11 protein-coding genes are annotated in these 14,236 nt (G+C 72.5%); 4 read left to right on the forward strand and 7 right to left on the reverse strand.

Going from position 1 to position 14,236, the window contains the following annotated elements; genetic code table 11:
- Positions 1-6: 6 nt before the first annotated feature.
- Together IE305_RS00890 and IE305_RS00895 are read right to left on the reverse strand one after the other, a co-directional pair.
- On the reverse strand, positions 7-843 hold the full coding sequence (locus IE305_RS00890) for a PaaX family transcriptional regulator (protein WP_190127389.1): 837 nt from the start codon (positions 841-843) through the stop codon (positions 7-9).
- Positions 836-2,488, reverse strand: coding sequence for an AMP-binding protein (locus IE305_RS00895; RefSeq protein WP_190127390.1), 1,653 nt, complete (start codon positions 2,486-2,488; stop codon positions 836-838). Before IE305_RS00895 ends, IE305_RS00890 begins: the two co-directional genes overlap by 8 nt.
- Before the next feature lie 150 nt (positions 2,489-2,638).
- Here IE305_RS00895 and IE305_RS00900 point away from each other — a divergent pair, with 150 nt between their 5' ends.
- The 3 genes from IE305_RS00900 (at position 2,639) to IE305_RS00910 (ending at position 4,956) form a co-directional block, all read left to right on the forward strand.
- On the forward strand, positions 2,639-3,775 hold the full coding sequence (locus IE305_RS00900) for an acyl-CoA dehydrogenase family protein (RefSeq protein ID WP_190127391.1): 1,137 nt from the start codon (positions 2,639-2,641) through the stop codon (positions 3,773-3,775).
- The gene (locus IE305_RS00905) at positions 3,772-4,224 is read left to right on the forward strand and encodes a RidA family protein (protein ID WP_190127392.1); all 453 of its coding nucleotides are present in this window, start codon (positions 3,772-3,774) and stop codon (positions 4,222-4,224) included. The genes IE305_RS00900 and IE305_RS00905 overlap by 4 nt, the downstream gene beginning before the upstream one ends.
- A 90-nt stretch (positions 4,225-4,314) precedes the next feature.
- The gene (locus IE305_RS00910; RefSeq protein ID WP_190127393.1) at positions 4,315-4,956 is read left to right on the forward strand and encodes a TetR/AcrR family transcriptional regulator; all 642 of its coding nucleotides are present in this window, start codon (positions 4,315-4,317) and stop codon (positions 4,954-4,956) included.
- An 18-nt stretch (positions 4,957-4,974) separates the two neighbouring features.
- Here IE305_RS00910 and IE305_RS00915 read toward each other — a convergent pair whose 3' ends face one another.
- Positions 4,975-5,460: a hypothetical protein gene (locus IE305_RS00915; protein ID WP_190127394.1), complete on the reverse strand. Its 486-nt coding sequence runs from the start codon at positions 5,458-5,460 to the stop codon at positions 4,975-4,977.
- A gap of 92 nt (positions 5,461-5,552) precedes the next feature.
- Positions 5,553-6,812, reverse strand: coding sequence for an FAD-dependent oxidoreductase (locus IE305_RS00920; RefSeq protein WP_190127395.1), 1,260 nt, complete (start codon positions 6,810-6,812; stop codon positions 5,553-5,555).
- A 248-nt stretch (positions 6,813-7,060) separates the two neighbouring features.
- Between IE305_RS00920 and IE305_RS00925 the strand changes: the two genes are divergently transcribed.
- Positions 7,061-8,107 (forward strand): beta family protein, encoded by a 1,047-nt coding sequence (locus IE305_RS00925; protein ID WP_190127396.1) that lies wholly within the window; start codon positions 7,061-7,063, stop codon positions 8,105-8,107.
- 19 nt (positions 8,108-8,126) lie between these two features.
- On the opposite strand, the gene IE305_RS00930 is transcribed toward IE305_RS00925, so the two are convergent.
- From IE305_RS00930 to IE305_RS00940, 3 genes are all read right to left on the reverse strand, one after another.
- The gene (locus IE305_RS00930; RefSeq protein WP_190127397.1) at positions 8,127-11,999 is read right to left on the reverse strand and encodes a caspase, EACC1-associated type; all 3,873 of its coding nucleotides are present in this window, start codon (positions 11,997-11,999) and stop codon (positions 8,127-8,129) included.
- Positions 11,996-12,409 carry an effector-associated constant component EACC1 gene (locus tag IE305_RS00935; protein WP_190127398.1) on the reverse strand — a complete coding sequence of 138 codons (414 nt, stop codon included), beginning with the start codon at positions 12,407-12,409 and terminating at the stop codon, positions 11,996-11,998. The genes IE305_RS00930 and IE305_RS00935 overlap by 4 nt, the downstream gene beginning before the upstream one ends.
- Before the next feature lie 231 nt (positions 12,410-12,640).
- The gene (locus tag IE305_RS00940) at positions 12,641-14,170 is read right to left on the reverse strand and encodes a helix-turn-helix domain-containing protein (RefSeq protein ID WP_190127399.1); all 1,530 of its coding nucleotides are present in this window, start codon (positions 14,168-14,170) and stop codon (positions 12,641-12,643) included.
- Between the last annotated feature and the right edge of the window lie 66 nt (positions 14,171-14,236).

Raw genomic sequence — 14,236 nt, forward strand, 5'->3', positions numbered from 1 at the left:
TGCCCCCTACGCCAGCACCCCCGCCACAAAGCGCTCACCCGCATCGCGCAGGCGGGAGTGCAACCCCGCGAACACCCGCTGGGCCCGGCCGCCAGGCCACCCCTCCGGTAGGAGCCCGGACGGCAGCCCCGGATCCGCATACGGCAGCCGCCGCCACGAATCCAGCGCCAGCACGTAGTCCCGGTACGCCTCCTCCACCCGCACCGGCCGCCGCCGCGACCACCGCCGCAGCACCGGCTCGTACGCCGCCAGGAACGCCCGGTGCTGGCATGCCAGCGACTCCAGGTCCCACCACCGCGCCACCGCCTCGGCCGTCGGCTCGAACCCCAGGTGGTTGCCGCGGAACAGGTCGACGTACGCGGCCAGGCCCAGCCGTTCGAGCGTGTGCCGCGTCTCCTCGTGCACGTGGGCCGGGGCGATCCACACGCCCGGCGCGGCCGTGCCGAAGCCCAGCCGGGCCAGGCGCGAGCGGAGCAGGTGCCGCTTGTGCCGTTCCTGCTCCGGCACGGAGAAGACGGCCAGCAGCCAGCCGTGCCCGGGGCGCGCCGGCGCGCGGCCGTAGATGCGCCGGTCGCCGTCGTCCAGCAACTGCCGGGCGGCGTCGGACAGTCCGTACCCCGCCGCACCGCCGGACGTGCGGCCGGGGACGAGCAGGCCGCGCCGTTTGAGCCGTGAGACGGCCGACCGTACCGACGGCGCGTCCACGCCAAGGGCGCCCAGCAGGCGGATGAGGGCCGAGACGGGCACCGGGCCGGCCGGGGCGTCGGCGGTGCCGCGCCCGTAGGCGCCGTAGAAGGTGACGATGAGGGACCGGGGGGTGTGCGTCGGTGGCTGGTCAGTCACGGGGAAACTGTAAAGCGCCGGAACGGAGCCGGAACCGCTGCAATTTGCCGGTGGGCGTGCGCGGCAGCGCGTCCAGGAACTCGATCTCGCGAGGGCACTTGTACGGGGCGATCTCCTTTCCGGTGAACTCCAGGAGGCGTGCGCGGGTCGCATCGGTGCGCGGCACGCCGGCCCGCAGCACCACGTGCGCGACGACGGCCTGCCCGCGCCGTGGATCGGGCCGGCCGGTGACGGCTGCCTCCAGCACGTCCGGGTGGCGGCACAGCGCCTCCTCGACCTCCGCCGCGGCGACGTTGTGGCCCGCCGACACGATGAGGTCGTCGGCGCGGCCGACGAACCGGAAGTAGCCGTCACTGTCCCGAACGTACGTGTCGCCGGTCAGGTTCCAGCCGTCGCGGACGTAGTCGCACTGCCGCTCGTCGGCCAGGTAGCGGCAGCCGGTGGGGCCGCGCACCGCCAGCAGCCCCGGGCGCCCGTCGGGCACCGGCCGGCCGTCGGCGCCGACGACGCGTGCCTCGTAGCCGGGCACGGGCAGTCCCGTGGCGCCGGGCCTGATCAGCTCGTCGGACGCGGACAGGAAGATGTGCAGCATTTCCGTGGCGCCGATGCCGTCGATGAGGGGAACGCCGGTGGCGCGGTGCCAGGCGTGCCACAGCGCGGCCGGCAGGTGCTCGCCCGCCGAGACGCAGCGGCGCAACGACGACGTGACGTCGTGGGCTCCGTCGGCCTCCAGCCGGGCGAGCATGGCCCGGTACGCGGTGGGCGCGGTGAACAGCACGGAGACGCGGTGGCGCTGGATGTCGCCGAGCATCTTCTCCGCGCCGCGCCACGGCGTGAGGAGCGTGGAGGCGCCGGCGCGGAGCGGGAAGACGAGGAGCCCGCCGAGGCCGAACGTGAAGCCCAGCGGGGGACTGCCGGCGAACAGGTCGCCGGGCAGGGGCCGCAGGACGCACGCGGAGAACGTGTCGGCGACGGCGAGCACATCCCGGTGGAAGTGCGCGCAGCCCTTGGGGCGTCCGGTGGTGCCGGAGGTGAACGCGACGAGCGCGACGTCGTCGGCGGAGGTGGGCAGCGCGGCATAGGATGCCGGTTTGCCCTCCGCGCGGCGCAGCAGGTCGTCGTGGCCGTCACCGCCGTAGAGCATGACCCGTAAGGGGGGTACGGGTGCGGCGGCGAGGCCGTCCGCCGACCGGGCGTCGCACAGGGCGTGCCGGACGCGCGCGGCGCGGCAGACGGCGGCCAGTTCCCGGGGCCGGTGCTCGGGCAGCACGGTCACGGCCACCGCGCCGGTCTTCATCACCGCGAGCCAGCACGCGGCGAGGCGCGGGCTGGTGGGGCCGCGCAGCAGGACGCGGTTGCCGGGGACGACGCCCAGGTCGTCGGTGAGGACGTGGGCGATGCGGTCGGTCTCGGCGCGCAGCCGCCCGTACGACCAGACGTGCCCGGTGTCGTCCCGCAAGGCGGCCCGGTCGGGGCCGGTGCGGGCGATGGTGCCGTCCAGGAGCTCGGCGCCGCAGTTGAGGCGGGCGGGGTAGTGCAGGCCGGGCGACCCGGGCAGGTCGGGGCGGAGGTCGGGCCACTGCCCGGCGGGCGGCAGGTGGTCGCGCGTGAAGGTGTCGACGTGCGCGGACGGATGGAGTTCCATGGCGGGGCCGCACCCCTCACACCGGGCGGGTCACGGGGGGACGAACGGGGGTCTTGCCAGGGCTCACTCTCCCTGCCAGCGTAGCGAGTTGGTGACGGCGGTCAAGAGAACGCAATAGGTGGATGCGGCTTGAGGAGAGGTGGTCTCCGGGTGACCTCACCGTTCGCGCTGAGCGCCGGCCAGCGCGCCTGGTACGCGGAGGTGCGCGACCTCGCCGCGCAGCGGCTGCGCCCCCTCGCGGAGGCCGGAGCGCCCGGGCGTGTCAACCGGCCCCTGGTCGAGGCGCTCGGCGAACTCGGCCTGCTGGCCCGCGTCCTGCCGCCCGGCGGGGACGGCCCTGCCGTGTGCGCGATGGACCTGTGCCTGCTGCGGGAGGCGCTCGCCCAGGAGTGCACGGAGGCCGAGACCGCGCTCGCCCTCCAGGGGCTGGGCGCGTACCCCGTGGCCCGGTTCGGTACCCGCGAGCAGCGCGAGCGGCACCTGCCCGCCGTCGTCGCGGGCCGGGCCGTCACCGCGTTCGCGCTCAGCGAGCCCGGCGCCGGCTCGGACGCCGCGGCCCTGGCGCTCGCGGCCCGCCCGGCGGGCGACGGCGGCTGGCGGCTGCACGGCGAGAAGTGCTGGATCTCCAACGCCCCCGACGCCGACCTCTGCACCGTCTTCGCCCGCACCGGACCCGAGCCCGGCGCCCGCGGCGTCACCGCCTTCCTCGTGCCCGCCGGCCGCCCCGGCCTGGGCGGCGCCTCCGTGGAGATGCTCGCCGCGCACCCCGTCGGGACGCTCACCTTCGACGGGGTCCCCGTCGGACCGGACGACGTGGTGGGCGAGGTGGGCGGCGGCTTCCGCGTCGCCATGGCCACGCTCGCGCTGTTCCGGCCCAGCGTGGGCGCGTTCGCCGTCGGCATGGCGCGCGCCGCCCTCGCCGCGACCCTGGCGCACGCCGCCGGGCGGCAGGCCTTCGGCGGCCCGCTGAAGGACCTCCAGGCCGTCTCCCACCGGCTCGCCGAGATGGCCACCCGCACCGAGGCCGCCGCCCTGCTGGTGTACGCGGCGGCCGCGGCCCACGACGCCGGCGCCGAGGACGTCGTACGGCGCGCGGCCATGGCCAAGCTGTTCGCCACCGAGACCGCCCAGTACGTCGTCGACTCCGCCGTCCAGATCCACGGCGCCCGCGCCCTGTGCCGGGGCCACCTCCTGGAGCACCTCTACCGCGAGGTGCGCGCGCCCCGCATCTACGAGGGCGCCACCGAGGTGCAGCGCACCATCATCGCGAGGGAGCTCTACCGATGACGGCAGCACCGCCCGGCCCCGGCCGCCCGTTGCGGCGCGTCAACCCCGCCGGGCTCGCCCCGCCGTCCGGCTTCAGCCACGCCGTGGCCGCCACCGTGTCCGGCGGCACGCTCGTCTTCCTCGCCGGCCAGACGGCCCTGGACGCGACGGGCCGGATCGTGCCGGGTGACATGGCGGCGCAGTTCGAACGGGCGCTGGGTCACCTGCTCACGGCCCTGCGGGCCGCGGGCGGCGAGCCGTGCCACCTGGCCCGCCTCACCGTCCACACCACCGACGTGGCCGCCTACCGGGCCGCCGCCCGCGAGCTGGGCGCCGTCTGGCGCCGCCTGGCCGGCCGCGACTACCCGGCCGTCGCGGTCATCGGCACCACCCGGCTCTGGGACGAGGAGGCGCTGGTGGAACTGGACGGGGTGGCGGTCCTGCCGGGCCCGGAACCGGACGGCCGCTGACCGGGGCGGCGTACGCCCGGTGTTACGGTGTGAAACCGGCCCGCCCCCACGCGGACCACCGCTACTCGCCCGAACGGAGTGACGTTCCCCATGGCCTCCGGTGCTTCCCGGCCGTCCCGCCGGGGCGACGGCGAACCGACGTTCACCGAGACGGCCCGGCGGCAGCAGATCGTCGAGTGCGCCATCGACCTCATCGCCACGAAGGGCTACCCGGCCACGTCCCTCGCGGCCATCGCCGAGCGGGCCGGCATCTCCAAGGCGGCGGTGCTCTACCACTTCTCGTCGAAGGACAACCTCACCCGGGCCACGCTCACGCACGTACTGGAGCGGTTCCGCGCCTACGTGACCGAGCGCGTCGAGCGCGAGAGCGACCCGGTGGAGGCGCTCGTCGCCTACGTCCGCGCAATGATCGGCTACCAGCAGGCGAACCGGCGCCACGTCCGCGTCATCACCGAGATGCTGCTGGACGACGAGGGCGGCACCAGGCTCAAGACGCCCGGTTCGCACGACACGTACGGGCGGTGGCAGCACCTCGCCGGGCTGCTGCGGGCCGGCCAGGAGGCCGGTGCGCTGCGCGCCTTCGAGCCGCGCACGGTGGCGCTGGCCATCGGCGGCGCCATCGACAACGTGATCGCGCACTGGCTCGTGCACCCCGACTACGACCTGGACGCCGCCGCCGAGGAACTGGTGGTCCTCACGCGGCTGGCGGTCGGCCGCCCGGCCGCCCCGTAAGGGGGCTGTCCGGCGCCCTTACAGGGCGGCGGCGCGCCCGCGCAGCAGCAGGTTCTGGGTGCCCAGGCCGATCGCCAGGTACGCGTACAGCGACGTGGCGCCCAGAATGCCCGCGCCGGCCGCATGGTCGATCCACATCCCCAGCCCGAAGTGCACGGCGGCCGAGGTCAGCCACAGCCCGGTCGTGACGGCCGTGCCCTGGCGCAGCACGCCGCGCTCGGGGTCGCGCCAGACGCGTACGGTGCGGGACCGGGCCGCGCCGAGGCCCGCGGCGACGGCCAGGCTCACCGTGAGCAGGACGATGGGCAGGGTGGTGAGGGGGTGTTCCTTGACGACCGAGGCGATGCCGAAGGCGAGCCCCGCGACGCCCAGGACGGCGAAGAGCACCGGGAAGACCAGCGAACCGTGGCGCCGTAGCGGGCGGGCCCGCAGCTGACTGCGTATCACCAGGCCGACGACGACCAAGGCCAGGACGGCGGTCGCCTCGCTGTTCGTACCCCGCATGATGTTCCCCCCGTCGGGCACCGCGGCCCCTCGCGCGGTGTCGTGGCCTCATTCTGCGGGGGACACCGGCGGACGTGGCGACCGGGGCCCCCTCAGCCGGCGGCGGCACGCACCGCGAACGCGGGCGCCCGCTCCGGCCGCAGCCCCACGCCGCCCAGGTAGCCGGCGACGGTACGGAGGGCGGGCACGGCCCGCAGCAGCCGGAACGGCGCCGGCAGCCGGTCCGGGTCGAGCTGTCCGGCGAGGGCGGGCCGGATCAGCGCCTCGTGCTCGGCGAGCTGGCCCTTCTGGACGGCCACCGTGGGCAGCCACCGGCGCCGCTGCACGCGGCCCAGGTCCTCGGTCGTGACGGCGCCGCGGCGCAGCGGGGCGGCGAGCAGCCGGGCGGTGGCGACGGCGTCCTGCACGGCGAGGTTGACGCCGACGCCGCCGGTGGGCGACATGGTGTGGGCGGCGTCGCCGATGCACAGCAACCCGGGCCGGTACCAGCGCTCCAGCCGGCCCATCGTCACGTCCAGCAGCTTGACGTCGTCCCAGGAGGTGATGGCGTCCGTCACCTCGGGGCCCCAGCCGAACAGGGCGCCGAGACGGTCGCGGAACCACTGCACGTCGTGGGCGCGCATCCGGCGGTCGGCGCCCTTGGGGATGAGGTAGGAGGTCTGGTAGTAGTCGCCGCGGTCCATGGTGACGGCGAACTGGTCGCCCACGGACCGCATGAACACCCGCCCGTCCTTGGCGCCGTCGTCGTCCCGGGGGAGGGGCACGCGGACGTTCCACACGTCCATGGGCACGTCGAACCGCCGCTGCCGCATCCCGGCCGCCTCGCGGACGGCGGAGTCACGGCCGTCGCAGGCGACGGTCAGCGCGGCGGTGATCTCACCGGTCCGCCCGTCGGGCCCGGTGCACCGGACGCCGGTCACCCGTCCGGCGCCGTCGGTGAGCAGCCCGGTGGCGGCGGTGCGCATGCGCAAGGAGAAGGACGGCTCCTCGGCGGCGGCCCCGGCCAGCATGTCGAGGAAGTCCCACTGCGGAACCATGGCGATGTACGGATGCGCCCCCGGTATCCGCCGCAGATCGGCAAGCGGCACGACGGTACCCCCCAGATGCAACCGCATCTCGTCCAACCGCCGCGCCGGCAACGCGGCGAACCGTTCCCCCAGCCCGAGCTCGTCCAGCAACCGAAGCGTGGAGGGATGCACGGTGTCGCCCCGGAAGTCCCGCAAAAAGTCCCCGTGCTTCTCCAGAACGGTCACCTCCACCCCGGCCCGGGCAAGCAACAAGCCGAGCATCAAACCGGCGGGACCGCCTCCGACGATGCAACAGGTGGTGCTGGTGGTGTTTTCAGTGCGCATGTGAATCCCCCTAGCGTGCGCGCCCTGACCATACGGTCAGGCATCTGACCGATCGGTCAGGACTCTACTCCTGTGCTGGAAGAGGGTGCGGTGACAGGGGGCGCGCAGCACGGGGAGTACCAGCCATAAAGGCTGAAAAGACGGCATTACGTGTAGCGGCGACCCGGCGGATCCTGAAGCAGCGAGCTTGGAGACCGAGGGAGAAGCGCCAGGGAAGAGGACGCGGGCTGAGCCGAGGGGGAGCCGCCATGTCCCGATCGCTGTACGTTCCCGTTCTGCCGGCGAAGCGATACGCCCGTCAGGCGTACCTGCAGCTGATGCCCTCTGTACAAGCGGCTGTCATGCCGCTGTGGAACCTTCCGCCCCGTACAGGCCTGGGCCCTGATGTACTCGCCATGGGGGTCCGACGGGACATACGGGCCGTGAGCAAGGCTCACCGCCATCATCCCGCCTGGGTCGATGCCCCGTGTGCCGACGAGACACAACTGTCGCTGCTGGCTGATGCCTTGTCCACGGACGCCGAAGCGAGTCTGCTGCGCCCGGTGACGGGGCCGGACCGTCCCGAGGCGCATCAGAACGCGATGCTCCAACACGCTCGGTTCACGGGGCACGGGCTCGCCATACGGGTCATGCTGCCCGGTGAGTGGGACGACGCCGTGGGCCAGGGTGTTCGTGACCTGGTCGCCCGCGTCGATCCCGCGGTCGAGGCGGACCTCCTCCTCGACCTGGGCGCCGTGCGCGCCGACCGGCCTGACGCGGCGAAGGAGTCGTTGCGCGCGCTCGACACCCTGGTACCGCTGATGCCGTGGCGGACGACCGTTGTCCTGGCCGGCGGCTTCCCCGATGTGACCGCCCGGCTGCTGGAGCACGGGACAGCTGTGGAGCCTCGGTGGGACTGGCGCGTCTGGCAAGAGCTGAACGGCAGCACGCGCGATTACGTCCGCCGGCTCGTCTACGGTGACTATGGAATCGATTCCACCCGCGGCATCACTCGCGGACCGTCGTCCGGCAACGGCGGCCCGCCCTGGGGCGTGCTGCGGTACACCACCTGCACGTCGTTCGTCCTCGTGAAGGTTCCGACAGGAGGCCCCGACCGGGCCCCCACCATCCGGGCCGCCGCTCGGGAAATCCTTGGGCTGGCGGATTTCCGTGGTGCGACGGCCGGCGCGGGTGAGACCTGGCTGCGCGACTGCGCGCGCGGACTCGGCCCGGCAGGCACCGGGAACGCCGCGGTCTGGCTGCAAGCCGGCACCGTCCAGCACATGACGTACGTCGTCCGGAGCCTTCGGCCCTGACCACGACGGCGGTACGGATTCAGCCGAAGAGCGGCTCCAGCATCACGTCACCGGCCAGGATCCGCCACGCCGGCACCCGGACCGTCCGTGCCACCGGTCCGGGCTTCGCCCCGGAGCCACCGGACGGCAGTCCGGGCAGCAGGTCGCCGCGTGCGTGCGTCAACCGCAGATGGCGGGCCGGGGTCCGGCCGTTTTCCGTACCCGTGTCGATGAGGACCGCGGTGTTCGCCCCGTCCGTGGTGAACAGCAGATCGACGGTGTGCCCGCCGACCACCGCCTCGCGCTCCAGATCGGTGACGCCGCGGCGACCGAGGTAGTCCTGGAGCCGGTCCGTGAGCTCCTCACGGAAGCCACTCCGGGCTTTTGCGCCGGAGGCTGTACCAGCCAGATCCACCGAGGATCCCGCACCCAGCACTTCCGACCGCTCCGCGAGGAGCGCCGGCAGGCCCGCCTGCCCCTGCCAGAAAGCATGGCTGCCCACCGTGATCAGCTGCGACTTCGCCCGTGTGACGGCCACATTCCACAGGTTGACCTGACTCGCCACCCAGTGCGTCGTACGGGGAGGGGTGTTGCCGGTGGCCACCGGGCTCAGAACCATGACGTCTCGCTGCCCGCCCTGGAAGGCATGAACGGTGCCGACCCGCACGCGGTCGTCCTCCGCCCACACCCGTGCCAGAACCTCCTTCTGGGCACGGAACGGTGTCACGACGCCAACCGTTGCATCCTCCGGAAGCCGTGCAAGCAGCTCGTCCACCGTCTCCCGTACCTGTGCGGCCTCCGCCGGATTCCGCCAGGACTGACCGCCCGCACCCCGCGCGGACTCGCCGTACGGCACGTCGACCCAGCCCAGCGCGGGACCCGGAGCGCTCAGCCCGACAGGGTCGAGCGCCGGGACCTGCTTCCTGACGTCGGTGAGGACCTGCAACTGTCCCGCATAGCAGTAACCGTTGACGACATCGGCGATCGCCGGGTGACACCGGTAGTGCTCGTCGAGCAGCAGCGCCGTTTCGCCGTGCTGCGCCGCGGCATGGTACGAGGAGTACACGTGGTAGGTGAGCCGGTGATCCTCCAGCTGCGCGGCGCTGAGCCCGGCCCGCACGCGGGCCTGCCGCTCCTGCTGCGCCGTGATCCCGGGGATGTGGCCGAGCTGCATCGGGTCGCCGATGATCAGCGCCCGCTTCGCCCGGAACAGCAGCGGCAGCACCGCCGGAATCGAGCACTGGCTGGCTTCGTCGATCACAACGAGGTCGAAGAGTTCTGGAGTGAGTTCGAGCCGGCGAACCGAGTGGGTGCTGATGGCCCAGCCCTTCAGGTGCGCCATGAGATTGCGCTGGCTCTTCCAGAAGCCGGAGCGCCGGCGCAGGGCCTGGAGCCGCTGAGCCATCAGCGACCGCCCCCGGGCCATGGCCTCGGCGGCCACGGCCCGGGCGAGTTCGCCCGAGGTCTCCGACAGGCCGGCACGGCTCTCCAGACGCGCCTGCTTCAGCGCCTCCTCGTCCAGGGCGAGATGCCGCGGTACGAGATCCCTCAGCGTTCCTTCCACCGCTGCGACGTCCGCAAGGGCGAGCAGGAGCTCGGGCGGTACCGGCCGTTCCGTGGCCCAGGCCGGCCAGGAGCCCGCAGAGGTCTCTCCGACCGAGGCGACGAACGTGGACAAGGCCTGCCCTCGGCGCCATCGACCGAAGGAGAACCACCGGGCGACGGCGGCCCGCCGGGCCCGTCCCTCCCAGCCGGCGAGTGCGGTGGCTCCGCTCTCGGCCCATGCCCGGTCCAGCAGCTCCACGGGCAGCTGGAGCTCGTCCGCACGATGCGCACGTTCCCGCAGCAGCTCCAGCAGCCGGGCTTCCTCACCGATCAGCCGCGCCGCCTCGACCTCGTGCGCGGCCGCCCGTGCGTGCCGGTTTCTGAGGTCGCCCGCCACGGTCGCCGCACCTCGCGCCGGGGCCTCGACCGGCTGGGCGAGCAGCCGCTCCAGCTTCGCTGCCTCGGCCTCCAAGGCCTCGGAGTTCCCCGTCCGCATGAGCAGCCCGGGGGAGATCGCGTCGCAGCGCTCGGCCACCACGTTCACGGCCTCGTTGTTCGTGGAGGCGACGAGGACCGACTGTCCGGCGGCGACGGCGGTGGCGACCACCGCCGTCACCACTTCGCTCTTCCCGGTGCCGGGCGGCCCGGTGGAGACGGTGAGCGGGCGGGTCATCGCAGACGTGATCACCTGCGCCTGGCTTTCGTTGCACGGCCCCGGGGACACCACGACCGGCGCATCGGTCCCACCACGTCCGCCATCGCCGCCACCGGTCAGGAGCGCGTCCAGCGCAGTGCCGGAGATCTGAGCGGTGCGGGTGGACATCTGGAGCAGATTCTCCACGAGGCCTTCGGTCGCGGTCCGTTCCAGACCCGACGGCGCGAGGAGGACGGCGGCGTTGTGAGCACCCGGGCGCAGCGAGTCCATGACGGAACGCTCACTGAGCGCGGACAGATCGAGCGGTTCCAATTCCGGGAGCCCGAGCTGCGTCAAGAGTTCCCGCACCGCCTTGACCATTTGGGCGGCGTTGCCCTCCTGCCAGGTCGGCTGCCAGCGGGCGAGCAGCTCGGCGGCGTCGTCGTCCTCCAGCAACTCCGTGATCACACCGCTGTGCAGCGAGGGCACCCCGCTCGGGCTCAGCCGGTCACGGCCGTTCTCGTCGGGTGCCAGCTCCATCGGCTGGATCAGCAGCGGTGCGATGCGCACCGAGGCCCGCCGCCTTCCGTCCCCGCCGCGCTCGGGCAGGGTGACGGCCGGGTATCCGTACCAGTATTCCTGCAGTGCGGCCTCGTCGACCTTTGCGCCGGTGCTCTTCGCCTTGGGCAATTGGGGTGGGGCGGGAAGACCGGACCCCAGTCCGGACTGGATCGTCTCCGATCCCTTCCCCAAGAGGAAGTACGCGGAGCCCCGGCCGCTGTCCCGGTCGGGCAGCATTCCTGACGCGGCCTGCGCCCCCAGGCAGTGGGCGTAGTAGCGCAGGAGGCGCTGCCGGTCGACGCCGTCCTGGGCATCCTGCCCGGCGAGCCTGCGTGCTTTCAGCAGGGCCGAGGAGGGCGCAAGACCTTCGGCGGCACCCCGTGGCGGTTCGGGGAGCTGGACGGAGCGGGCCACCGAGCGGGCCAGGGGGAGGGAGTGCGTCGCACGGATGGTGGACTTCGTGGGCCGCTGTTCCTCGGGTACGCCATTGCGGACCATCTGCGCGGTCAGGTACTCGAAGAGGTCGTCCGGGGTGATCCAGCCACTGTCCTTGATCCGCCCGCTGCGCAACCCCTCGACGATCTCACCGGTGAACCGGGAGGTGCCGAGCGAGGACCCGGCCGGCGCCATCGCCGAGGCGGCCTGGAGGGCGTCCGAGGCAGTGATGAAATACACGCCGGTCGGCCGGAGGAGCGTGCTGGGTGCGGGCCGTTCACTGCTGTCCGCTGCCCCCTTGGCCGTCCAGCCCTGTACGACGGAGCCGCTGGAGCAGCAGTCGAGCAGCACGACCTTCGAGGAGGCCCGGCAGGACTGGAGCATCCTCTCCAGGAACTCGGCCGGCACGGCGGTGCCCGGAAGGTCCTCCGGGTCGGCGTCCCGGGTGAGGAAGTACAGCTGGCCGTCGGCCTCGCAGAACTCTCCGTGCCCGCTGAAGTAGAGCAGCGCCGTCTCGCTGGCCTGCCGCTCCTCCAGGAACTCCTCGATGGCGTGCAACATCTCGGCGCGCGTGGGCTCGGCGACCATCGCGCACTCGTTGTACATGCCGATCTCGGTGCTCTCCAGCACCGCCTGCATGTAGTGCAGGTCTGCTCGGACCGGCGGCAGATCGTGGTACCGATCGCTGTCGTACGTGGATACGCCGATGAGCATGGCGTACCGGTCGTTGTCACTCACGCCGCGCCCGTCCCCTCCGGATCGCCGTCCGCCGGACCCACGTCTCCATTGAGGAACCGCTCGATCCGCGCGTCGTCCGCACGGGCCTGCTTGCCGGAGATGGTCAGCGTCGCGCCGTCGGGCCGCCTGATGGTGATGGTCCGCTGGGGCACGCGGGCCAGCCAGACCTGAATCGCGGCGGCGACCAGGGAACCGCCGCTGAACACCAGGCCGAGGAGGTCGGTGACCGGCCCGCCTTTGTCGGTCTCGCCGATGCCTGCAGGGCCGGCCGGAACCTCGAGCGCGGCCTGCGCGTCGGTCCCGGCGAGGGCGCCGAGCAGCTCGCGGGCTTCGCGCCGGGCGCGCAGCGGATCCTCGTCGGCGATGGAGATGTGGTAGCCGGCAGCCGGGTCGGTGTGGTTGGTGCTCACGCGCTGTCTCCCCCTTGAACTTCCCGTGCAGTGCACACACGGACGGCCGACCCTAGCGGCAGGCACTGAGAGACTGCGGGACGATTTCCGAAACCTGCTGGTCAATGGCGTGAAACGCGCAGCTCGGTCCGGGCTGCCTGCCCAGGAGCGCCGACGCGCGATCCCCTCCTGCTCCCATAAATGCAAGCAGGAGGGGATAGGCAGCGTTTTCTGAAAGCAGTCGGAAGGCGGTCAGATGTCCCGGAACGTCTCGATCTGGGCGCCCACCGAGTTCAGGCGTTCGGCGAGGTCCTCGTAGCCGCGGTTGATGACGTAGACGTTGCGGAGCACGGACGTGCCCTCCGCCGCCATCATGGCCAGCAGGACCACCACGGCGGGCCGCAGGGCCGGGGGGCACATCATTTCTGCGGAGCGCCAGCGGGTGGGGCCCTCGACCAGGACGCGGTGGGGGTCGAGGAGTTTGACGTCGGCGCCGAGGCGGTTGAGGTCGGTGAGGTAGATGGCGCGGTTGTCGTAGACCCAGTCGTGGATGAGGGTCTGGCCCTGGGCGGAGGCGGCGATGGCCGCGAAGAACGGCACGTTGTCGATGTTCAGCCCGGGGAACGGCATCGGGTGGATCTTGTCGATCGGCGCCCGCAGCTTGGAGGGGCGCACCGTGAGGTCGAGCAGGCGGGTGCGGCCGTTGTCGGCGCGGTACTCGGGGCTGCGCTCGTGGTCGAGGCCCATCTCCTCCAGGACGGCGAGCTCGATCTCCATGAACTCGATCGGCACCCGGCGGATCGTCAGCTCCGACTCGGTGACGACGGCTGCGGCGAGGAGGCTCATGGCCTCGACCGGGTCCTCGGAGGGCGCGTAGTCGACGTCGCGGTCGATGTGCGCCACGCCGTGCACGGTGAGCGTCGTGGTGCCCACGCCCTCGACGCGCACGCCGAGCTCCTCCAGGAAGAAGCACAGGTCCTGGACCATGTAGTTGGAGCTGGCGTTGCGGATGACGGTGACGCCGTCGTGGCGGGCGGCGGCGAGCAGCGCGTTCTCGGTGACGGTGTCGCCGCGCTCGGTCAGCACGATGGCGCGGGTGGGGGCCACGGAGCGGTCCACGCGGGCGTGGTACATGCCGTCGGTGGCGGTGATCTCCAGGCCGAAGTGGCGCAGGGCGGTCAGGTGGGGCTGGACGGTACGGGTGCCCAGGTCGCAGCCGCCCGCGTAGGGGATCTTGAAGGCGTCCAGGCGGTGCAGCAGCGGGCCGAGGAACATGATGACGCTGCGCGTCCGTCGCGCCGCCTCCAGGTCCATGGCGGCGAGGTCGAGCTCGGCCGGCGGCACGATCTCCAGGTCGTTGCCGTCGTTGATCCACCGGTGCCGGACGCCGATGCTGGCCAGCACCTCGAGGATGCGGTAGACCTCCTCGATCCGCGCGACGCGCCGCAGCGTGGTCCGGCCGGCGTTCAGCAGCGTCGCGCAGAGCAGCGCCACGCAGGCGTTCTTGCTCGTCTTGACGTCGATGGAACCGGACAGCCGGCGGCCACCGACGACGCGCAGATGCATCGGGCCGGCGTAGCCCAGAGAGACGATCTCGCTGTCGAGGGCCTCCCCGATGCGAGCGATCATATCAAGGCTGATGTTCTGATTACCCCGCTCAATGCGGTTCACCGCACTCTGGCTGGTACCCAGAGCCTCCGCCAGCTGGGACTGGGTCCAGCCGCGGTGCTGGCGTGCGTCGCGAATGAGCTTGCCGATACGGCCGAGGTAGGCGTCTGTCATGCGACAGACCGTATCTCACATATGAGATTGGCGCGCGTTGCGGCATGCCTTCTCACGACTTCTCCG

Source organism: Streptomyces mashuensis, assembly GCF_014654785.1.
GTDB lineage: Bacteria > Actinomycetota > Actinomycetes > Streptomycetales > Streptomycetaceae > Streptomyces > Streptomyces mashuensis.